The organism is Dictyobacter formicarum, from assembly GCF_016587435.1.
Window position 1 is genome coordinate 1 of the sequence record NZ_BNJJ01000014.1, and the last position, 20,550, is coordinate 20,550.

At 53.1% G+C, this 20,550-nt stretch carries 23 protein-coding genes and 2 pseudogenes; all 25 read left to right on the forward strand.

The features are described 5' to 3' along the window. The coding region (locus JMI88_RS23135; protein ID WP_444542385.1) for a DNA-directed RNA polymerase subunit beta at positions 1 to 1,285 on the forward strand (1,285 nt) is incomplete at its 5' end. Positions 1,286 to 1,397: 112 nt separating this feature from the next. Further along, positions 1,398 to 5,732, forward strand: a complete 4,335-nt coding sequence (rpoC, locus tag JMI88_RS23140; RefSeq protein WP_201364345.1) for a DNA-directed RNA polymerase subunit beta' — start codon at positions 1,398 to 1,400, stop codon at positions 5,730 to 5,732. A gap of 94 nt (positions 5,733 to 5,826) precedes the next feature. Then, positions 5,827 to 6,276 (forward strand): 30S ribosomal protein S12, encoded by a 450-nt coding sequence (gene rpsL, locus JMI88_RS23145; RefSeq protein WP_201364346.1) that lies wholly within the window; start codon positions 5,827 to 5,829, stop codon positions 6,274 to 6,276. A 584-nt stretch (positions 6,277 to 6,860) separates the two neighbouring features. After that, complete coding sequence (gene rpsG / locus JMI88_RS23150) at positions 6,861 to 7,331, forward strand: 30S ribosomal protein S7 (RefSeq protein WP_201364347.1); 471 nt, start codon at positions 6,861 to 6,863, stop codon at positions 7,329 to 7,331. Positions 7,332 to 7,340: 9 nt separating this feature from the next. Next, positions 7,341 to 9,419, forward strand: a complete 2,079-nt coding sequence (fusA, locus tag JMI88_RS23155; RefSeq protein WP_201364348.1) for an elongation factor G — start codon at positions 7,341 to 7,343, stop codon at positions 9,417 to 9,419. Positions 9,420 to 9,739: 320 nt separating this feature from the next. Further along, positions 9,740 to 10,945, forward strand: coding sequence for an elongation factor Tu (tuf, locus tag JMI88_RS23160; RefSeq protein ID WP_201364349.1), 1,206 nt, complete (start codon positions 9,740 to 9,742; stop codon positions 10,943 to 10,945). An 87-nt stretch (positions 10,946 to 11,032) separates the two neighbouring features. After that, positions 11,033 to 11,350, forward strand: coding sequence for a 30S ribosomal protein S10 (gene rpsJ, locus JMI88_RS23165; RefSeq protein WP_126549957.1), 318 nt, complete (start codon positions 11,033 to 11,035; stop codon positions 11,348 to 11,350). Between the two features lie 52 nt (positions 11,351 to 11,402). After that, positions 11,403 to 12,200 (forward strand): 50S ribosomal protein L3, encoded by a 798-nt coding sequence (rplC, locus tag JMI88_RS23170; RefSeq protein ID WP_201364350.1) that lies wholly within the window; start codon positions 11,403 to 11,405, stop codon positions 12,198 to 12,200. Between the two features lie 5 nt (positions 12,201 to 12,205). Then, on the forward strand, positions 12,206 to 12,907 hold the full coding sequence (gene rplD, locus JMI88_RS23175; RefSeq protein WP_201364351.1) for a 50S ribosomal protein L4: 702 nt from the start codon (positions 12,206 to 12,208) through the stop codon (positions 12,905 to 12,907). 17 nt (positions 12,908 to 12,924) lie between these two features. Beyond that, positions 12,925 to 13,221: a 50S ribosomal protein L23 gene (rplW, locus tag JMI88_RS23180; RefSeq protein ID WP_201364352.1), complete on the forward strand. Its 297-nt coding sequence runs from the start codon at positions 12,925 to 12,927 to the stop codon at positions 13,219 to 13,221. Positions 13,222 to 13,232: 11 nt separating this feature from the next. Then, entirely contained in the window at positions 13,233 to 14,072 is an 840-nt protein-coding gene (gene rplB, locus JMI88_RS23185; protein WP_201364353.1) for a 50S ribosomal protein L2, read from the forward strand. Between the two features lie 3 nt (positions 14,073 to 14,075). After that, positions 14,076 to 14,363, forward strand: a complete 288-nt coding sequence (rpsS, locus tag JMI88_RS23190) for a 30S ribosomal protein S19 (RefSeq protein WP_201364354.1) — start codon at positions 14,076 to 14,078, stop codon at positions 14,361 to 14,363. Between the two features lie 120 nt (positions 14,364 to 14,483). After that, complete coding sequence (gene rplV, locus JMI88_RS23195; RefSeq protein ID WP_201364355.1) at positions 14,484 to 14,834, forward strand: 50S ribosomal protein L22; 351 nt, start codon at positions 14,484 to 14,486, stop codon at positions 14,832 to 14,834. A gap of 23 nt (positions 14,835 to 14,857) precedes the next feature. Continuing rightward, the gene (gene rpsC / locus JMI88_RS40790; protein WP_201364356.1) at positions 14,858 to 15,913 is read left to right on the forward strand and encodes a 30S ribosomal protein S3; all 1,056 of its coding nucleotides are present in this window, start codon (positions 14,858 to 14,860) and stop codon (positions 15,911 to 15,913) included. Between the two features lie 14 nt (positions 15,914 to 15,927). After that, positions 15,928 to 16,359, forward strand: coding sequence for a 50S ribosomal protein L16 (rplP, locus tag JMI88_RS23205; protein ID WP_201364357.1), 432 nt, complete (start codon positions 15,928 to 15,930; stop codon positions 16,357 to 16,359). After that, complete coding sequence (rpmC, locus tag JMI88_RS23210) at positions 16,346 to 16,555, forward strand: 50S ribosomal protein L29 (protein ID WP_201364358.1); 210 nt, start codon at positions 16,346 to 16,348, stop codon at positions 16,553 to 16,555. Before rplP ends, rpmC begins: the two co-directional genes overlap by 14 nt. Further along, complete coding sequence (rpsQ, locus tag JMI88_RS23215) at positions 16,555 to 16,935, forward strand: 30S ribosomal protein S17 (RefSeq protein WP_201364359.1); 381 nt, start codon at positions 16,555 to 16,557, stop codon at positions 16,933 to 16,935. The genes rpmC and rpsQ overlap by 1 nt, the downstream gene beginning before the upstream one ends. Before the next feature lie 13 nt (positions 16,936 to 16,948). Continuing rightward, a complete protein-coding gene (gene rplN, locus JMI88_RS23220; protein WP_201364360.1) occupies positions 16,949 to 17,317 on the forward strand; it encodes a 50S ribosomal protein L14 in 369 nt (122 codons plus the stop codon). Positions 17,318 to 17,328: 11 nt separating this feature from the next. Beyond that, complete coding sequence (rplX, locus tag JMI88_RS23225) at positions 17,329 to 17,715, forward strand: 50S ribosomal protein L24 (RefSeq protein ID WP_236023022.1); 387 nt, start codon at positions 17,329 to 17,331, stop codon at positions 17,713 to 17,715. 5 nt (positions 17,716 to 17,720) lie between these two features. Continuing rightward, complete coding sequence (gene rplE / locus JMI88_RS23230; protein ID WP_201364361.1) at positions 17,721 to 18,263, forward strand: 50S ribosomal protein L5; 543 nt, start codon at positions 17,721 to 17,723, stop codon at positions 18,261 to 18,263. 14 nt (positions 18,264 to 18,277) lie between these two features. Further along, a complete protein-coding gene (locus tag JMI88_RS23235; RefSeq protein ID WP_126549944.1) occupies positions 18,278 to 18,463 on the forward strand; it encodes a type Z 30S ribosomal protein S14 in 186 nt (61 codons plus the stop codon). A gap of 77 nt (positions 18,464 to 18,540) precedes the next feature. Next, complete coding sequence (gene rpsH / locus JMI88_RS23240) at positions 18,541 to 18,936, forward strand: 30S ribosomal protein S8 (RefSeq protein WP_201364362.1); 396 nt, start codon at positions 18,541 to 18,543, stop codon at positions 18,934 to 18,936. A gap of 13 nt (positions 18,937 to 18,949) precedes the next feature. After that, on the forward strand, positions 18,950 to 19,525 hold the full coding sequence (gene rplF / locus JMI88_RS23245) for a 50S ribosomal protein L6 (protein WP_201364363.1): 576 nt from the start codon (positions 18,950 to 18,952) through the stop codon (positions 19,523 to 19,525). Between the two features lie 434 nt (positions 19,526 to 19,959). Further along, positions 19,960 to 20,139: pseudogene (locus JMI88_RS39505) on the forward strand (50S ribosomal protein L18); the annotation flags it as partial. A gap of 150 nt (positions 20,140 to 20,289) precedes the next feature. Then, positions 20,290 to 20,514: pseudogene (locus tag JMI88_RS40795) on the forward strand (50S ribosomal protein L18); the annotation flags it as partial. Positions 20,515 to 20,550 lie beyond the last annotated feature (36 nt).

Sequence of the window (20,550 nt, forward strand, 5' to 3'; positions counted from 1 at the left end):
CGGAGAACTGGCGTTAGGACAAAACATTCTCGTAGCCTTCATGAGCTGGGAGGGTGGTAACTTCGAGGACGCCATTCTGATCAGTGAGCGTATCGTGCACGAAGATCTCTTCACCTCAATTCACATTGAGAAATACGAGATCGACGCCCGCGACACCAAACTGGGACCCGAAGAGATTACGCGCGACATTCCAAACGTAGGTGAAGAAGGCCTGCGTAACCTGGATGAGCGTGGCATCATCTATGTCGGTGCCGAAGTTGGGCCTCAGGATATCCTGGTTGGTAAGATTACGCCAAAGGGCGAAACCGAGCTGACGGCGGAAGAGAAACTCCTGCGCGCCATCTTCGGTGAAAAGGCCCGTGAAGTAAAAGACACCTCGCTGCGCGTACCTCATGGTGAGCGCGGTAAGATCGTTGAGGTCAAGGTCTTCTCACGCGAGGCCGGTGACGAACTGCCTCCGGGAGTCAACCAGCTGGTACGTGTCAGTATCGCGCAGAAGCGCAAGATCGGTGCTGGCGACAAGATGGCTGGCCGCCACGGCAACAAGGGTGTTATCTCCCGCGTCCTGCCGATCGAGGACATGCCATTCCTGCCCGACGGTACACCGGTCGACATCATCCTGAACCCACTGGGCGTACCTCACCGTATGAATATCGGTCAGATTATGGAGACCCACCTTGGCTGGGCCGCGGAAGCGCTGGGCTTTAAGATAGCCACACCAGTATTCGACGGCGCCACTGAGGAAGACATAGAAGAATTCTTGCGTCGGGCAGGGTTGCCCGAAACCGGTAAGGTCCAGCTCTATGATGGACGTACTGGCGAGCCATTTGACCATCCAATCACCGTTGGCTACAACTACATGTTGAAACTGGCCCACCTGGTGGAAGATAAAGTACACGCCCGTTCGACTGGCCCATACAGCTTGATCACGCAGCAGCCGCTGGGTGGGAAAGCACAGTTTGGTGGACAGCGTTTCGGTGAAATGGAAGTATGGGCACTCGAAGCCTATGGCGCGGCTCATATCCTCCAGGAAATCCTGACCGTCAAATCGGACGACGTCGTAGGCCGTGTCAAAACCTACGAAGCCATTGTGAAGGGTGAAAACATCATGGAGCCTGGCGTTCCAGAATCCTTCAAAGTGCTCGTAAAAGAATTGCAAAGCCTGGGCATTAATGTAGAGGTCCTGAACGAAGACGAGCAAAAAATCCAATTCGTCGAAGACACCTCGAACGATGTAATGCCGGAACTGGGTATTAATCTATCCGGTTTCGAGGGAGACCAATAGTATAGGGGCAATCAACAAGTTTTTGTTGAAAGCAAAAGGTTTTGTGTGAAAAAGGAATGCGGAGCGACAGGCAGATTTGCCTGTCGCTAGCCCCTATCCCAGGAGAGGTAGCATGCTCGAAGTAAATGATTTTAACGCTATCCGTATCAGCCTTGCCAGCCCAGAGCAGATTCGCAGCTGGAGCTATGGTGAGGTCACGAAACCGGAGACAATTAACTACCGTACACTGAAGCCAGAAAAAGATGGTTTGTTCTGCGAACGCATCTTTGGACCCACCAAGGACTGGGAGTGTTACTGCGGTAAATATAAAAGAGTACGCTTCAAAGGCATCGTCTGTGACAAGTGCGGTGTCGAAGTAGCCCGTTCAAAAGTGCGCCGCGAGCGCATGGGCCATATTGAACTGGCATCACCTGTGAGCCATATCTGGTACTTCAAGGGTACCCCTAGCCGTATCGGTCTGTTGCTGGATCTCTCGCCACGTAACCTGGAGCGCGTATTGTACTTCGCGCTTTATGTGGTTACCAATGTGGACGAAGAGGCCCGCCAGCGCGAACTGATGCGTCTGGACGAAGAGCTGGCTGGTCTCGAACAGAATCTGGACGAGAAGATCGTTGAGCGCATCAATGATCTGCGTACCCAGCGCGATAGTGCCCTGGAGGACAACGATCAGCGCTTCTCCCAGATCGATCGCCAGGAAGTAGAGCAGCGCCGTGAGCACGACCTCGAAGAGGCCCGCCGTGCTGAGAGCGAGACGCTGAGCCTGCTGCGCGAAACTATGGGCGAGACGACTGACGACGACATCTTCTTCACCCCGACCGATCAGATTATCGTCAAGCAAGGTGATACTGTCACATCCAAGCACCTGGACGTGTTGGAGCGTGTAGCCGAGGCTTCTCGCAACGCCATCGCCGAGCAGGCGCGCCGCGAATTAGAGGGAGCCCAATCGGAAGGCAAACGCGAGGCCGACCGTTTGACCATCGAATTCCAGGGTCAGATCGACTCCGCGCAGACACAACTCGAGCGCGAGCGCAACGAGACTCGTCAGCGCATCGAGCAGTTGCGCCGCGACCTTGAAGGTCTAAAAAAGATGGACCTGCTGCAGGAGAATCGCTATCGCGAGCTCAAAGACAACTTCAGCGATGTCTTCCGTGCAGGCATGGGCGCAGAAGCCGTGCGCGAGTTAATCTCTGGCATTGACCTGGAGAAACTGGCCAACGACCTGCGTCACGAGATCGGAAATACCGTTGGGCAACGCCGCAAAAAGGCCACCAAGCGCCTGAAAGTGGTTGAGGCATTCCGCAAGTCGAATACCTCGCCCGAGTGGATGATCATGACTGTCCTACCAGTGCTACCCCCGGATCTGCGTCCGATGGTACAGCTGGATGGTGGTCGTTTCGCCACCTCGGACCTCAACGATCTCTATCGTCGTGTGATTAATCGTAACAACCGTCTCAAACGCCTGCTTGAGCTGGGCGCGCCTGAGATCATTATTCGTAACGAAAAACGCATGCTGCAAGAGGCCTGTGATGCTCTGATCGATAATGGTCGCCGTGGCCGTGCCGTGGCTGGCTCTGGTAACCACAAATTAAAGAGCCTCTCCGATATGCTCAAAGGTAAGCAGGGACGTTTCCGCCAGAACCTGCTCGGTAAACGTGTCGACTACTCTGGCCGTTCGGTTATCGTGGTTGGACCAGATCTGAAGTTGCACCAGTGTGGTCTGCCAAAACGTATGGCATTGGAGCTCTTCAAGCCATTTGTCATGCGCAAACTGGTAGAGCAAAACTTTGCTCACAACATCAAGAGTGCCAAACGCTTTGTTGAGCGCGTCAAGCCAGAAGTCTGGGATGTACTGGAAGAGGTCATCAAAAACCATCCAGTGCTATTGAACCGCGCCCCAACATTGCACAGACTTGGTATTCAGGCCTTTGAAGCTGTGCTGGTTGAAGGTAGTGCTATTCAGCTTCACCCACTCGTCTGTTCGGCTTTTAACGCTGACTTCGACGGTGACCAGATGGCTGTGCACGTACCTCTGTCTGAGAAAGCGCAGGACGAAGCCCGTCAATTTATGATGTCGACCCGCAACCTGTTGTCACCGGCTCACGGTGAGCCATCGATCGGCGCCAGCCAGGACATGGTGCTGGGTTGTTTCTACCTGACACAGGAGCGCCCCAACAAAAAGGGCGAGGGCCGCGTCTTTACTGATGCTGGCGAAGCACTGCTGGCCTTCCAGCATGGTGTGGTAGATCTGCAGGCCCCGATCAAAGTCCGTATGGGTGAGATCGACGTCTATGATCAGCCGCCCCCTGAAAAGGCTACAGTACACTCAATGAACAAGCCAGTCACAACCACGGTTGGACGCATCATATTCAACGAAGCTCTGCCAGAACGTCTGCGTTTCAAGAACTACGTCATGAAGAAGGAGAACTTGAAACAGGTCATCGGTGAATGCTTCAAAGAATATGGTCGTGCCAAAACCACCGAACTGGCAGATGAAATCAAGCGCCTTGGTTTCTACTATGCAACCAAAGCCGGCGCCACCTTCGCTATCAGTGACGTCAAAGTACCAACTGGTAAATCCGAAGAGCTGGCCAAAGCCGACATCAAGATCGCAGAGCTGGAAGAGCAGTTCCATGATGGTCTCATCACCGAGAACGAAAAATATCAGCAAACGATCGCGACCTGGAACGAAGCTACCGACAACGTCCAGAAAATGGTACGCTCGGTTCTCGATCCATTTGGTTCCATCTACACGATTGCTGAATCTGGAGCAACCAAAGCGAAGTTCCAGCAGATTCGACAGTTGTCTGGTATGCGTGGTTTGATGGCCAGCCCATCAGGACGTATCATGGATATTCCGGTGCGTGGTAACTTCCGTGAAGGTCTGAGCGTATTGGAGTACTTTATCAGTACTCACGGAGCCCGCAAAGGTCTGGCTGACACCGCCTTGAGAACAGCGGAATCCGGTTACCTGACTCGTCGTCTGATCGACGTAGCCCAGGACGTCATCGTCACCGAAGAGGACTGTGGAACAACCGAAGGTATCTTAATCACCGAGTTCGACTCAAAGGATATGGGTCTGGAGAACTCGCGCGGCCGTCTGGTTGGACGTGTGCTGGCCGAAGAGATACCAGAGCTGCCACAGCTGGAGCCTGGAGAAGAGCTCACTGACGACGACGTAAACGAAATTATCGCCACTGGCATCAAAGCCGTACGTGTACGCTCGGCTCTCAACTGTCTGGCACGGCGCGGCATCTGCCGCAAGTGTTACGGACGCGACCTGGCTGCCAACGCCCTGGCGCGTATTGGAGCCGCCGTTGGTATCGTCGCCGCTCAATCCATTGGTGAGCCTGGAACACAGCTGACCATGCGTACCTTCCACACTGGTGGTATCGCGGGAGCGCAGGGTGACATCACCCAGGGTCTGCCACGTGTTGAAGAGCTCTTCGAAGCCCGTGTCCCGAAAGATAAGGCTGAGATCAGCGAGATTGACGGTGTGGTAGAAATCGTCAAAGACGAGTCCACAGGCGTGCGTACTGTACGGATTGTTTCAACGAACATCTTTTTCGATGAATACCTGATACCGAAAGACACAGATGTAAAGATCGTAGTCAACGAGCACGATCATGTGCAGAAGGACCAGATCATTGCCCTCATTGCCGGAGAAAACGGTGGTGAGCCAGTGCCGGTCATGGCCAGAACCGATGGCGAAGTCGTCTTGAACGAAGACGGCATCTCAATCCGCTTCGAAGAGCGGGAAGAGCGCAGCTATCCGGTGCCAGCTTCGCGCAACATCGCCGTCTCCGACGGTCAGAAGATTCAAGCGGGTACGCCGATCACTTCTGGTCAGAGAGATCCACAGGATGTCTTGCGCATCCAGGGACGTGAGGCGGTCCAGTTGTACCTCACCAAAGAGGTGCAGCGCGTCTATCGTAATACCGGCGTATACATCCATGACAAACACATCGAGGTCATCGTGCGACAAATGCTGCGTCGCGTCAAAGTCGATGAGCCCGGTGACACAGACATGCTTCCGAACGATCTGGTGGATCGTTTCGTGTATGCCGATACCAATGCCCGCGTCCTGGCAGAGGGTGGCGAACCCGCCAAAGCCTCGACCGTCCTGCTTGGTGTCACAAAAGCATCACTAAATACGGACAGCTTCCTGGCGGCCGCCTCCTTCCAGGAGACGACTCGTGTGCTGACCGAAGCCGCAATCGAAGCTCAGACCGACCACCTGATTGGTTTGAAAGAAAATGTCATCATTGGTAAATTGATCCCGGCCGGATCTGGCATTGTCCAGCGCCGTCGTGATCAGATTGCCCGCCAGCAAGCCGCAGCAGCAGAGCGCGTGGCGGCCGCCTCCGTTGTTGCAGGTGCCATTGCCAGTACTCCAGTTGGTGCGAGTGCCCCACTTGGCCTGACACTTGACAGCGAGGACGATGAGTGATAATATATGCAATCGCATATGTGTGATAGAGATAACGCGGATAGAGTTACTATCCGCGTAAACTTAGAACAACGAGGACAGGGAGGATTGTTCCTTGCCGACAATTAATCAATTGGTCCGAAAGGGCCGTTCGAACAAGCAGAAAAAGGTGAAGGCCCCCGCGTTGCTGTATTCGTACAACGCGTTGAAGAACAGGACCTCCCGCCTGCGTGGGTCGCCTCAGAAGCGTGGCGTCTGCACACAGGTACGTACGATGACGCCCAAGAAGCCGAATTCGGCAATGCGTAAAATTGCCCGTGTTCGTCTTTCAAACCAGATGGAAGTTACTGCATACATTCCTGGTGAAGGGCATAACTTACAGGAGCACTCAGTAGTGCTCATTCGTGGCGGTCGTGTAAAAGACCTGCCAAGTGTCCGCTATCACATTGTACGCGGCACACTGGACAGCGAAGGCGTTTCAAAGCGCCGTCGTGGTCGCTCTAAGTATGGGGCCAAGCGTCCGAAACCCGGACAGGCAGCCGCTCCAGCAAAGGGCAAAAGGTAAGACACGCAGTAGTTAATTGCGGGGGATGGTGAGGAATACCGCATATCGCCCGCCCGCTAAGGCCCGGTGCAAGAGCCAGTCGTGCACGTAAAACAGGCGCGACTCTATTTTCAGCGGGAAGAGGATACTGCACAAGGTCGGTAAATCACACGTCATTGTAGGCGGGTACGCAGCCGGAGCAAGGTAATGGTGCCCGTCATATTGCGATGATAGTCGGGTGTTCTCCTGGTTCAGTCAATTCGATCCGAAGGCGAGAATAACGACAACGGATCGGAAGGATAGTAGCTATCTGAAGATGTGGAAAGGCACCCGCGTGTAGGCGTTCGAAGAAGATCAAGGCGCTCACGCCCGAGATCGAATCGACGCCTTTTCTGGTGTCCGCTAGGTACCTCATACAGGGATGGGAGTTTGAAGCACATCAGTATAGTTACTGTGCTAGTCAAGTATGTTTGATGAGAAGCAGTCTTCCGCCAGAACCTAAGGGAAAACGCGAAAACCAGAGATCATGATGGTCCAGCCCCTGCGGTGGGGGTAAGATTGACGAGAAGCAAGCAGATCCGAATGACACACTGAGGAGGCAGAACATGCCAAGACGTAAGAGAGTGGTGCGAAGACCGGATGTACCAGATGCCAAGTACAAGAGCCGAAATGTAGCCCGCTTCGTAAATAAAATGATGATTGATGGCAAGCGTAGCCTTGCCGAGCGCATTATTTATGATGCGTTTGAAGCCATTGAAGCCAAGCAGAAACGTCCTCCTATCGAGGTGTTTGAGCAAGCTTTGAGAAATGCCACACCCAGCATCGAGGTAAAGCCTCGCCGCGTAGGTGGCTCGACATATCAAGTACCAGTTGATGTACGGAAAGATCGTGGAAACGCGCTGGCGATGCGCTGGCTGATCAAATCTTCCCGTTCACGCAATGGTCGCTCGATGTCAGAGAAGCTGGCTAACGAGTTAATGGATGCAGCTGCGGGTCAGGGTGCAACCATTAAAAAACGTGAGGAGACCCACAAGATGGCGGAGTCCAACAAAGCCTTCGCTCATTATCGCTGGTAAAAACACATCATGGCAAGAGAATATCCACTCGCGAAAACACGAAATATTGGTATCATCGCTCATATTGACGCTGGTAAAACGACCACCACTGAGCGTATCCTATTCTACACCAAGAAGATCCACCGTATTGGTGAGGTGCACGAAGGGGCTGCGACGATGGACTGGATGGCGCAGGAGCAAGAGCGTGGCATCACGATCACATCGGCTGCTACCACCTGTTTCTGGCAGGATCACCGCATCAATATCATTGATACCCCGGGCCACGTAGACTTTACTGCTGAAGTTGAGCGCTCACTACGCGTACTCGACGGCGGCGTAGTGGTCTTCGACGGTGTCGCGGGCGTAGAGCCACAGTCCGAGACTGTATGGCGCCAGGCCGACAAGTATAAAGTTCCGCGGATGTGCTTTGTGAACAAGCTAGACCGCACAGGTGCCGATTTCTGGCGCTGTGTGGACATGATCGGCGATCGCTTAACTAAACATGCACTTCCGATTCAGATCCCGATTGGTATGGAGTCCGATTTCAAAGGGTATATCGACCTTTTGGAACAAAAGGCCATCGTTTATACAGATGACCTGGGTACAACGTCGAAACACGTTGAGATTCCTGAGGACCTTCAGGCCTCGTATGAGCAGCATCGCGAGGCGTTGATTGAGAGAATCGCAGAGTCTGACGAAGAGTTGACCCTGAAATACCTTGAGGGAGAAGAAATTTCCAAAGAAGAGCTGATTGCAGCCCTGCGCAAAGCCACCATCGCGAACAAACTTGTGCCCGTACTGTGTGGTAGCTCCTTGAAAAACAAGGGCGTTCAGGCTATGCTTGACGCAGTAGTTGCTTTCTTGCCTTCTCCATTGGATATCGAGCTCCCGACCGGTATCGATCCTGATACCGAGGAGACAATAACCCGCGATGTCTCGGACGACGCTCCATTTAGTGCGCTGGTCTTTAAGATTGTGTCTGACCCATTTGTCGGTAGACTTTCCTATCTGCGTGTCTATTCTGGTACAATGACTAAAGGCGGCTCGATGGAAAATACCACCAAGGGTAAAACCGAGCGCATTGGTCGTTTGTTGCGTATGCATGCTAATCACCGCGAAGATATCGATGAGATTCGCGCCGGTGACATCTGTGCTGCCGTTGGTCTGCGTAACACCTTCACCGGTGACACGCTCAGCGATCCACAGAAGCCGATCATCCTGGAGTCGATCCAGTTCCCAGAGCCGGTAATCGAACTGGCTGTAGAGCCAAAGACCCGTGCGGACCAGGAAAAGATGGGTATTGCTCTTGGCAAACTGGCTGAAGAAGATCCGACCTTCCGCGTCCATACGGATGAAGAGAGTGGTCAGACCATTATCGCCGGTATGGGTGAGTTGCATCTGGACGTTATCACAGATCGTCTCTTCCGCGAATTCAAAGTAGAGGCGAACGTGGGCCGTCCGCAGGTAGCTTATCGTGAGACCATCACGAAGCAAGCACAGGCACAAGGTAAACATGTTCGTCAGACTGGTGGACATGGACAATACGGTGATGTCTGGCTGCGTGTTGAGCCAAATGAAACAGGTAAAGGCTTTGAGTTTATCAATGCCATCGTTGGTGGTGTGGTTCCGAAGGAATACATCAAACCAGTTGAAAACGGTGTCAGAGAGACATTGGAGAACGGTATTGTTGCTGGTTTCCCCATGATCGACGTCAAAGTCACACTGTACGATGGTTCATACCACGATGTAGACTCAAGTGAAATGGCCTTTAAAACCGCTGGTTCGATTGGTATCAAAAACGCGGTAGCCAAGGCTGCACCAATCATCCTTGAGCCAATGATGAAAGTCGAAGTCACGACGTCCGAAGAATTCTATGGGGATGTAATTGGCGACCTCAACCGCCGCCGTGGCATCATCCAGGGAATGGAAACCCGTGGGGCGACGAGTGTGGTGCGGGGTCATGTTCCTCTTTCCGAAATGTTCGGCTACGTGAACGACCTCCGTTCTATGACTAGCGGGCGTGCGGCATACACGATGGAATTCTCGCACTATGATCCAGTGCCAAAGAATCTGTCGGACGAAATTATCGCCAAACGTTCGGCTCGCTAAGCGATAAAATTGATCGAAGAAGGGCACCATTGTGAGTGCCCTTCGAACTGAGAACTGAGATAGGTAAAACTGGGGAGATATTTTTCCCTCCCATCACCTCCTGTCATCAAAAAACTTCTGAGAGCATTCAGAAAATGCCACCTTGTGGTCTGCGCTGTATGCCATCTGGATGTGACGAAGTGCGTAAAGCAATAGCACAAACATTCATTAATGTACTTTACAAGCTCGGTGCCGAATTCAGGGAACAGGCCGACCGGGTGAAAGTATCTTAAAGATGTGTCCTGCGTGTTCGCAGGATGAGAAAAATAAGAGGGATTGACATGGCTAAGAAAAAGTTCGAGCGGACAAAGCCGCATGTGAACATTGGCACCATTGGACACATTGACCATGGTAAGACGACCCTGACTGCAGCTATCACCAAAGTGTTAGCTGCTGCTCAGCTTGCCAAATATACAGCATTCGACCAGATCGACAAAGCTCCCGAAGAGCGCGAGCGTGGTATCACCATCTCGATCGCTCACCTGGAGTATGAGACCGAGAAGCGCCACTATGCGCACGTCGACTGCCCTGGTCACGCTGACTACATTAAAAATATGATCACCGGTGCCGCTCAGATGGACGGTGCCATCCTCGTCGTAAGTGCTCCTGATGGCCCAATGCCTCAGACCCGTGAGCACGTACTGCTTGCTCGTCAGGTAGAAGTGCCTTCCATGGTGGTCTTCCTCAACAAGGTTGACATGATGGATGACGAAGAACTGCTGGAATTGGTTGAGCTGGAAGTACGCGAACTGCTCTCCAAGAACCAGTTCCCTGGCGACGACATCCCCGTCATTCGTGGTTCGGCCCTGGGTGCTCTTGAGAGCAAAGGCGACCTGTCCCGCAACGACCCCGCTGCCAAATGCATCTGGGATTTGATGGACCAGGTCGACGAGTACATCCCAACCCCACCACGTCCTACCGATCAGCCATTCTTGATGCCTGTGGAAGACGTCTTCGGTATTAAAGGTCGCGGTACAGTGGCGACCGGTCGTATCGAGCGCGGCGTCGTCAAAACCGGCGACACCATCGAGATCGTTGGTATTCATGAAGACATCCGTTCCGTGGTCGTGACTGGTGTTGAGATGTTCCAGAAGACACTTGACTCCGGTATGGCCGGTGACAACGTTGGATGTCTCTTGCGTGGCGTTGAGCGTACCGACATCGAGCGTGGTCAGGTACTGGCCAAGCCCGGTTCGATCAAACCCCACAAGAACTTCCAGGCGCAGGTGTACGTCCTCTCCAAAGAAGAGGGTGGCCGCCATACACCATTCTTTAACGGCTATCGTCCTCAGTTCTATGTCCGTACCACGGACGTAACCGGCGCGATCAAGCTACCCGAGGGTGTGGAAATGGTTATGCCTGGCGACAACATCGAAATGACAGTTGAACTCATCCAGCCGGTCGCCATGGAAGAAGGCGTGAAATTCGCCATCCGTGAAGGTGGCCGCACCGTTGGTGCTGGTATCTGCACAAAGGTGATCAGCTAAGCAAAATAACAGGGGTCATGGACACTGCTCAAGCAAAATGAACGAGCAAAATCGCCCTCTGACCCCTATCCCTATCAGGAGAGAAAAATGGCTACGGGAGTGAAACAGCGCATCCGCATTCGCCTCAAGGCATTCGATCATCGCATCTTAGACCAGTCGGCGATTCAGATCGTGGATACAGCGCAACAGACGGGGGCACGAGTCTCAGGGCCAGTGCCACTGCCAACCGAGATCGATAAATATACCGTCATGCGATCACCATTTATCGATAAAGATGCTCGCGAACAGTTCGAGATTCGTACACACAAGCGTCTGATCGACATCATCGATCCGACCAACAAAACAGTTGAAGCCCTGACACGTTTGAACCTGCCCGCAGGCGTGGATATCGAAGTCAAACTGTAAGGATTGCCAAGGAAGCAAACGCTATCCCTATAGTTGAAGAGAGGTAAAGAATATGCTGAATGCATTGTTGGGCAGGAAGGTCGGCATGACCCAGGTATTTGGGCCCAATGGAACAGTCATTCCAGTTACAATCATCGAGGCTGGCCCTTGTGTTGTAACCCAGGTAAAGACTGTCGCCCGCGACGGTTACGAAGCGGTGCAGCTTGGTTTTGAGCAGGCGACAACCAAAAACGTAACCCGCCCAGAACTGGGACATCTTGGACACAGCCTGCCGTTATTAAAGGCACAGCGCAAAGCGTTGCAGACCCATCAGCAAGAGCAACGCAAAGAGGGTGAGGACGCCGAGAAAGCGACCGACACCAAGAAGAATAGCAAGCAGATCCAGAAGCTGTTAAAGGTTCAGTCGAACCGCCAGCGTCGCCCGGGACCAAGCCTTGGCCCATTCCGTGTTCTGCGTGAAGTAGGACTGGATGGCAACAGCGAAGGTGTTGAGTTAGGCGCAGAGTTTAACGTCAGCCTGTTCACAGACGGCGAGTCCGTTGACATCGTAGGAACCACCAAAGGTAAAGGTTTCCAGGGCGGCGTCAAACGACACGGATTCAGCGGCGGCCCCAAGACCCATGGTCAGTCGGACCGGCACCGTGCTCCAGGCTCCATTGGTTCAGGCACCACTCCAGGTCGTGTCCTCAAAGGCACCCGGATGGCTGGACAAATGGGTAATGTGCGCGTGACAGCGAAGAAATTGCAAGTACTACAAGCTGATCCTGAGCGCAACCTGCTGGTGGTCAAAGGTTCGGTGCCTGGTGCCAATGGCGGCTTGCTCATGATTAAAAAGCATGTGATGAGGTAACCGAAATGCCCTCGACTACAGTGTATAATCTGGCCGGAGAGGCCGTAGAACAGCTCGAACTGAGCGAGCAGGTGTTCGGAGTCGCCCCAAATATGGCGGTTCTTCACCAGGTTGTGACAGCACAACTGGTTAATCGCCGACAGGGTAACGCCTCAACCAAGACTCGCAGTGAAGTAGCTGGTGGAAATAAAAAACCATATCGGCAAAAAGGAACAGGTCGCGCGCGGCAGGGTAGCACCCGCTCGCCACAGTTCCGTCACGGTGGTACCGTATTTGGTCCTAAGCCACATGTCTACCATCATGACGTACCCAAGAAAATGCGTCGCCTGGCTATCCGCTCTGTCCTATCGGACAAAGTTGCCAACGAAAGCTTGATCGTCCTGAAAGATCTGGTCCTGGATACTCCTCGTACCAAAGATATGTTGACGATCCTGAGCAAATTGCCTAACAGCGCAGGCAAAAAAGTGCTCATGATGTTGCCACAGCGCGACGAAAACGTTGTATTATCGGCGCGAAATATTCCGACCGCTAAGGTGCAGCACGTCTCCTCCATTAACGTTGTGGAGTTGCTGAAGCATGATTATGTAGTGATGCCCGTGAAAACCGTGCGCTGGATTGAAATGGTTTTCGGCGAAGGCCTGAGCGCGGAAGAGGCGACCTCAAAGATCGCTAACGAAGCCGCCGCGAGTGCCGAAAGCGAAGCGTAAGGCGAGGAGGAGAGACTGTGGAGATCACAGAAATACTGCGCCGAGGTATCGTGACCGAGAAATCGGTCAAGTTGCAAGAGCGAAACCAGTATACTTTTGAAGTGGCAGTGAATGCCAACAAGATTGATGTCCGTCGGGCGGTTGAGCAACTGTTCAACGTAAAAGTTGTAGCGGTCAACATGTTGCGCATGCCTGGTAAGCCACGGCTGATCCGTCGACGTGGTGCTGCTCCTCGACCTGTTGAGGCCCGCGAATGGAAGAAAGCGATTGTCACTCTCGCAGAGGGTGAATCAATCGATGCATTAAAGGCATAGGGGATTGAGAGATGCCAATTAGACAGTATCGACCAACATCTCCTGGACGTCGCGGTATGTCGGTATCGACCTTTGAGGAGATCACCAAGACAAAACCAGAGAAATCTCTGACTGTTAAGCTGAAAAAGCATGCCGGACGTAATAACCAGGGTAAGATTACAACCCGCCATCATGGCGGTGGTGCCAAACGCGCCTACCGTATCATTGACTTTAAGCGCAACAAGCTTGGGGTACCTGCCCGTGTGGCAGCGATCGAGTACGATCCAAATCGTACATCGCGCATTGCCCTGTTGCACTATGTAGATGGTGAGAAGCGTTACATTATCGCTCCTCTTGGCCTGCAAGTTGGGGATCGTGTAGAGGCTGGCCCGGATGCCGACATTCGCGTTGGCAACGCTCTGCCCCTGAAGAACATCCCAACTGGCACCACCATTCATAACATCGAGATGGAGCGCGGCCGTGGTGGTCAGCTCTGCCGCGGTGCTGGTGTAGGTGCCCAGCTGATGGCTAAAGAAGGCGATTACGCTCTTCTGCGCTTGCCTTCAGGCGAGCAGCGCCAGGTCCATATCATGTGTATGGCTACCATTGGCCAGGTCGGCAACGTTGACCACGAGAACCGGAGCATTGGTAAGGCCGGACGTTCACGTCACCTCGGTCGCCGTCCAACCGTTCGCGGATCTGTTATGAACCCACGAGACCATCCTCATGGTGGTGGTGAGGGTCGCGCACCTATTGGTGGTAAGCCACAGACGCCCTGGGGCAAACCAGCGATGGGCTTCAAGACCCGCAGAAACAAGAGAACGGACCGCTTCATTGTCCGACGCCGCAATGCAGGCAGGAGGAGGAAGTAATCTATGTCGCGCTCAAGAAAAAAAGGGCCATATATTCATGAGTCGCTCAGGAAGAAAATCCTGGTTATGCGCAAAACTGGCGACCGCCGCGTGATCAAAACCTGGTCTCGTGCATCAATGATCTTTCCTGAAATGGTAGGAATGACCATTGGCGTACACAACGGCAAGACTCATGTACCGGTTTTCGTTAGCGAAAACATGGTTGGTCATAAACTAGGTGAATTTGCCCCCACTCGCCACTATCGTGGTCACGCTGGTGGCAAGAGTGAAAAAACCACCAACGTTCGTTAGTGGTAAGTTAAGAGGCTCAAGCGGTGAGCCCTCCGAGGATACTGCAGGGGCCAACGTAATCGTCCCAGGGGCCGACCAAAGAAAGAGTGCCCCTTCCTCGGGGTATATTGTGAGGTAGAGATGCAAGTCAGGGCTATTGCAAAAGATATCGGCATTCCGCCGCGCAAGATGCGTCTGGTTACGAACGCGGTGAAAGGGCTTCGGGTAAATGAGGCTCTGGCTATTCTCCAGTTCCTGCCAAACGCTGGTGCGACACCTGTAAGCAAGGTAGTGGCCTCGGCCGCGGCAAATGCGGAGAATAACTACAATCTCAATCCAGATAACCTGTATATTCTTAATATTGTGGCGGATGACTCGTTCCGGATTAAACGTGTGAAACCACGGTCACATGGTCGGGCGGCTCGTATTTTACGTCGCTTCTGTCATGTCACAGTGATTGTCTCAGATGATCCGGCAGACGCTGGTCGTTAGAGACTACAAAAAGGAGGACACTTTTGGGACATAAAGTGCATCCCAATGGGTTCAGACTCGGCGTCGTCAGAGGATGGCAGTCTCGCTGGTATGCCGAGCGTGATTATAAAGATATTCTGGCGGAAGATTTCAAGATTCGTCAGATCATCAATAAAGAACTTGCCAACGCCTCGGTTTCGAAAATCGAGATCGAGCGTACCGCTGCTGACCAGGTACTGGTCAAAGTTCATACAGCGAAACCTGGTATTGTTATCGGCAAGAGCGGAGAGAAAGTTGATAAACTGCGCAACCTTCTCGAAACCAGGACCAAAAAGCGCCGCGTGCGCATGGATATCATCGAGATCCGCCAACCGGAACTGGATGCTTTCCTGGTTGGTCGCGGCATTGCCGAGCAGCTAGAGAAGCGCGTATCATTCCGTCGCGCTATGAAGCAGGCCGTGCAGAAATCAATGCGCGCCAATGCAAAAGGAATCAAAGTGATCTGTGGTGGTCGCCTGGGTGGTGCGGAAATCGCTCGTACCGAGAAAGAGGTCGAGGGAAGTGTTCCGTTGCAGACCCTGCGTGCCGACATCGATTATGGTCAGACAGAGGCCCACACAACTTTTGGTGTTATCGGCATCAAAGTGTGGATTTACAAAGGTGACATCCTGCCCAGCAAGCGTCGTGAGTTAGCTGAGGCTCAGGTGGAAGCCGCCGCGCAACAGACATACGCGCCACGTGAGCGTGGTGAGCGTCGCGGTGGTGAGCGTCGTGGACGCGGCGAGCGCCCTCAGGGTGGTGAGCGCGGTCCACGTACACCAGGAGATCGTCCGCGCGGTGGAGACCGCGGTCCTCGCCCACAAGGTGAGCGACCTCAGCGTCCACCCAGACCAGCAGGCGACCGTCCACAAGGTGAGCGCAGTCCACGTCCGCAAGGTGGAGACCGTGGTCCTCGCCCACAAGGCGAGCGTCCCCAGCGTCCACCCCGTCAGCCACGACCTGAACAGCAGGCACCTGCCAGCGAGAACACTGCTCCAGCAGTAACCCCTGCCGAGACCACACCGTCGACGCCGGATAGCGGGGCCACGCAGAGCGAGTAGAGGAGAGCTAAGCCATGTTACTGGCACCATCACGTACAAAATATCGTCGACAGCACCGTGGACGTATGAAAGGCGAGGCCCAGCGCGGCAACACAATCGCTTTCGGCGAATATGGGCTGCAGGCTATGGAGGCCTGCTGGATGGAGGCTCGTCAGATTGAGTCCGCACGTATTGCGCTCACCCGCTTCATGAAGCGCGGTGGTAAAGTGTGGATCCGTGTATTCCCTGACAAGCCCATCACAGCCAAACCTGCTGAAACCCGTATGGGTAGCGGTAAAGGTGCTGTAGATCACTGGGTAGCGGTCGTCAAACCGGGCCGCATCATCTTTGAGATCGGCGGTGTTAGCCAGGAGATTGCAAAAGAAGCTGTGCGCCTGGCCGGTCACAAATTGCCCGTGAAAACGCGCTTTATTACACGAGGGGAGGCGGAGAGTGTCGAAGCTTAATGACCGCCGTAAAGAAATTTCTGAATTATCGGCCGGCGAGGCGCAGAATCAGATTAAAGAGCTGCGCCTGAAACTGTTCAAACTCCGTTTGCAACAGCAGCGTGGCGAAGTGAAAAACAGCCGCGTATTTGCACAGACGCGTAAAGATATCGCGCGCCTCTTGCATCGCCTAACCGTATTGGAGAATGAGCAATAATGACACAGCAATCCAGTGCGATCACAGCAGAGCAAGCTCTGGCAGCGGCTAAGAAATTGAGCCGCCGCCAGCAGAAGGTTGGCCGTGTGGTCAGCAATAAAGCGGACAAGACGATTGTTGTCGTCGTTGAGTCCTTGAAAAAACACCGCATTTATAAGCGTACGTTCAAACAGACGGCTCGCTTCTATGCACATGATGAGAACAACAGTTGTAGTGTAGGCGACCTGGTACGTATCGAGGAGAGCCGCCCGCTGAGTAAATTGAAGCGCTGGCGCCTGGTCGAGATCGTGAAATACGGTTCCGGCATTGTTCCAGTGGAGCAAGTAGTGGCTGAGGTCGATCCTAACCTGCGGGAAGAGTCCGCTGAGTCGGCGGAATAGGGAGTTTTGACAGATGATTCAGCCACAAACACGCCTGAAAGTCGCCGACAACACTGGCGCAAAAGAAATTATGTGCATTCGCGTTATGAGTGGTTCTTCCAAACGCTATGCCGGAGTTGGTGATGTGATTAAGGCCTCTGTAAAGCAGGCCGCACCAAATGGACAGGTAAAAAAGGGCGAAGTCGTTAATGCTGTTGTGGTGCGTGTCTCGAAAGAGTATGCACGCCCCGATGGTTCGCACATTCGTTTTGATGAGAACGCTGCCGTGATTATTGCCGCTGGTAATAACCCACGTGGTACGCGTATCTTTGGCCCGGTGGCCCGCGAATTGCGTGAGAAGAATTTCACACGACTCGTTTCGCTCGCACCTGAAGTGCTCTAACGAGGAAGAAGATGGCAACACAATTAAAAGATAAAAAGCCTCTGCACCTTGCCAAAATGAACATCAAGAAGGGCGACAAGGTCGTCATTCTGACCGGCAAGGATAAGAGGAAAGAAGGAACTGTTTCGCGGGCACTTCCACAGGTTAACAAGGTCATCGTTGAGGGCCTGAACATTGTGAAGAAGCATGTCCGTCCACAGGGCCAGACACGGCAGGGTGGTGTGATTGAGAAGGCCATGCCTTTGCATGTCTCGAACGTCATGTTGATCTGCACCGAGTGCGGCAAACCAACTCGTGTGTCCATTGAGCGTCGCCCCCTCGGGAGCGATCAGAAGGTACGTCCTGTGCGTATATGCAAACACTGCCATAAAGCTATTGCAGACAACACGAGGAGTTAAGAATTATGGCAACAGCATTTAAAGAACGCTATCGCCAGGAAGTTGTACCAGCCCTGCAAAAAGAGTTCAATTACGAAAATCCGATGCAGGTCCCGGGCATTCACAAGGTTGTAGTCAATATCGGTATGGGCGAAGTCATCCAGAACGCGAAGGCTATGGATGCCGCCGTTGCCGACTTGGCCGCCATCACCGGGCAACGCCCGGTGATCACGCGCGCCAAGAAGTCCGTCGCTGCCTTTAAATTACGTGAAGGCATGCAGATCGGCTGTATGGTAACCCTGCGTGGTGCCCGTATGGACTACTTCCTGGATAAATTACTGAACGTGGCCCTGCCACGTATCCGCGATTTCCAGGGTATTTCCCCTGATGCATTCGATGGACGCGGCAACTATACACTGGGCCTGCGTGAACAACTGGTCTTTCCTGAGATCGATTACGATAAAATTGACAAGCTGCGCGGCATGGAAATCACCATCGTTACGACAGCGAAAACGGATCAGGAAGGGCGACGGCTGCTCGCATTGATGGGCATGCCCTTTAAGAAGTAACGCTGGAGGGCGGAATGGCAAAAATTTCAATGATTGTGAAGTCGCAGCGCAAGCCCCGTTTCAAGGTGCAGCAGCATAATCGCTGTCAGGTCTGCGGCCGACCTCGTGCTTATATGCGCAAATTCGGTCTCTGCCGTATCTGCTTCCGCGAGCGTGCGTTACGCGGTGAGCTGCCCGGTGTGACTAAATCGAGCTGGTAGAATCGCGAGCGAAGAGGAAAGGACATGTAGCAAGAAAGCCAGGGGCTTTGACTGCTACGTGATATGGAGGAACATCCATGAATATGACTGATCCCATTGCGGATATGCTTACGCGCATTCGTAATGCGGCAACAGCACGGCATACTCGCGTATTAATTCCAGCATCGAAAATGAAGCTGAATCTTGCGCGTGTGCTCAAAGAAGAAGGCTATATTAAGGACATCGAGATCCTGAAAGATAATCCGCAGGGTACTCTGCGTTTGACATTGCGTTATGCGGAGAAAAAACCCGTTGTAACGCAGTTGAAGCGCGTGAGTAAACCGGGTCTGCGTGTATATACCAAGCAGGCAAACATTCCCCGTGTGCGCGGTGGACTGGGTATTGCGATTCTTTCGACACCAAAGGGCTTGATGACCGGTTCGAACGCCTACAAGCAGGGTCTTGGCGGCGAAGTCATCTGCTACGTTTGGTAGAGGGAGGTATCAAATGTCTCGTATTGGACGTGCTCCGATCGCTGTCCCACCAAAAGTAGAGGTGAAATGGACAGACGATAACTTTGTGACGGTCAAAGGTCCCAAAGGTGAGTTATCCCAGCAGGTTGATCCAGAGTTAACCTTAAAGCTCGAAGACGGCCAGTTGACAGTTTCCCGTCCTTCAGATGGCCGCGAGCATCGCTCAAAGCATGGCTTGTACCGCACACTGGTCAACAATATGGTAGTCGGTGTGACAACAGGTTATACGAAGTCACTGGAAATCCATGGTGTTGGTTACCGTGCCAATAAAATTGGCAACAACCTGGTCATCCTCGTTGGCTACTCCCACCCCATTGAGGTGCAGCCACCTGCAGGCGTTACCCTCTCGGTAGATGGTATCGATGCAGCAAGCAAGGCGACAAAGATCAGTGTCAGCGGTATCGACAAGCAACTGGTTGGTTCGGTTGCTGCTGAGATTCGCCACATACGTAAGCCTGAGCCCTATAAAGGCAAAGGTATTCGCTATGCTGGTGAGAAGATTCGACGTAAAGCTGGTAAAGCTGGTAAAGTCGGCGGTAAGAAGAAGTAAGGATGCACCCCCTTCGTATCCGTGTTACAATCTAGCCAGGGGAACCTGGCTAGATTGTACGCGGATGCAACTTTCTGTCTATGAGTTGTTGAGAAAACTCGCGACAATAGTCAGAGTGTGATACTATGGTGTGGGTTGACATTTTAACCCATCCATCTTCACCTGTGCGCTGGCTTGTGCACGCTGTTAGCGGCCTGTGTTATAGTATCGCCGACCGCTTGAATGTAAGTGCTCATAGACTAGTTGCCAGGTCATGTAATCCAGCATTGTGTCAAAACGCGACAACGAAGGATTGTACCATGAGAGACGTAGTGCCGACCACGTCGCTCCATCTTCCTTTTGGTAGCGCGTATCCAAAGAAAGGGGAATTGCAAAAGATCGCCACTTTGTATGTAGTAATGCAAAGGTGAGCCTATATCTTTTGTAATGAAACTATGATTAAGAGATTTGAAGCCAATAAGGCGCGGCTGCGGCGGCACCAGCGTATACGACGCCACTTCGCGGGAACCTCGTCACGTCCACGTTTGAATATCTTCCGCAGTGGACATCATATCTATGCGCAAATTATAGATGACTCCATCGGCCAGACTTTAGTTGCTGCCTCATCTATGGATGAGAGTCTGAAGAGCTTTAAGCCAGAGCAGTCTTCCTCTGCCCCCAAAGCGAGCAAGGTCAGTGAGCCAGCTCCTGAGGCCGAGGTCGTTGAGGCAGCTGCCGAAGCTCCCGCCAAAAAAGGCAAGGGTGCGAAGCAGCCTCGTACAGCGCCGCCGGTCGCAGAGAAGAAAGTAAAGAAGTCTCCTGTTGAGCAGCTCGCTGGCATTGCCAATAACCGCAAGGTTGCAGTGGCACGCGAAGTAGGTAAGATTGTCGCCCAGCGTGCTAAAGAGAAGGGCATTGCCCAGGTTGTCTTTGATCGTGGTGGCTATGCCTATCATGGACGAGTCGCTGCACTTGCTGAAGGCGCTCGTGAGGGCGGCCTGAATTTCTAGGCCCACGAGGCAACCTTTCATGCGTGCAAACGCAAG

Excerpts from the sequence above, each read along its gene's own strand:
- rplV (WP_201364355.1), top strand. The coding sequence starts at position 14,484 with ATGCAAGTCAGGGCTATTGCAAAAGATATCGGCATTCCGCCGCGCAAG.
- rplB (WP_201364353.1), top strand. The coding sequence starts at position 13,233 with ATGCCAATTAGACAGTATCGACCAACATCTCCTGGACGTCGCGGTATG.
- rpoC (WP_201364345.1), top strand. The coding sequence starts at position 1,398 with ATGCTCGAAGTAAATGATTTTAACGCTATCCGTATCAGCCTTGCCAGC.
- rpsH (WP_201364362.1), top strand. The coding sequence starts at position 18,541 with ATGAATATGACTGATCCCATTGCGGATATGCTTACGCGCATTCGTAAT.
- rplF (WP_201364363.1), top strand. The coding sequence starts at position 18,950 with ATGTCTCGTATTGGACGTGCTCCGATCGCTGTCCCACCAAAAGTAGAG.
- rplP (WP_201364357.1), top strand. The coding sequence starts at position 15,928 with ATGTTACTGGCACCATCACGTACAAAATATCGTCGACAGCACCGTGGA.
- JMI88_RS23235 (WP_126549944.1), top strand. The coding sequence starts at position 18,278 with ATGGCAAAAATTTCAATGATTGTGAAGTCGCAGCGCAAGCCCCGTTTC.
- rplC (WP_201364350.1), top strand. The coding sequence starts at position 11,403 with ATGCTGAATGCATTGTTGGGCAGGAAGGTCGGCATGACCCAGGTATTT.
- rpsG (WP_201364347.1), top strand. The coding sequence starts at position 6,861 with ATGCCAAGACGTAAGAGAGTGGTGCGAAGACCGGATGTACCAGATGCC.
- tuf (WP_201364349.1), top strand. The coding sequence starts at position 9,740 with ATGGCTAAGAAAAAGTTCGAGCGGACAAAGCCGCATGTGAACATTGGC.
- rplE (WP_201364361.1), top strand. The coding sequence starts at position 17,721 with ATGGCAACAGCATTTAAAGAACGCTATCGCCAGGAAGTTGTACCAGCC.
- fusA (WP_201364348.1), top strand. The coding sequence starts at position 7,341 with ATGGCAAGAGAATATCCACTCGCGAAAACACGAAATATTGGTATCATC.
- rpsS (WP_201364354.1), top strand. The coding sequence starts at position 14,076 with ATGTCGCGCTCAAGAAAAAAAGGGCCATATATTCATGAGTCGCTCAGG.
- rplN (WP_201364360.1), top strand. The coding sequence starts at position 16,949 with ATGATTCAGCCACAAACACGCCTGAAAGTCGCCGACAACACTGGCGCA.
- rpsQ (WP_201364359.1), top strand. The coding sequence starts at position 16,555 with ATGACACAGCAATCCAGTGCGATCACAGCAGAGCAAGCTCTGGCAGCG.
- rpsJ (WP_126549957.1), top strand. The coding sequence starts at position 11,033 with ATGGCTACGGGAGTGAAACAGCGCATCCGCATTCGCCTCAAGGCATTC.
- rplX (WP_236023022.1), top strand. The coding sequence starts at position 17,329 with ATGGCAACACAATTAAAAGATAAAAAGCCTCTGCACCTTGCCAAAATG.
- rplD (WP_201364351.1), top strand. The coding sequence starts at position 12,206 with ATGCCCTCGACTACAGTGTATAATCTGGCCGGAGAGGCCGTAGAACAG.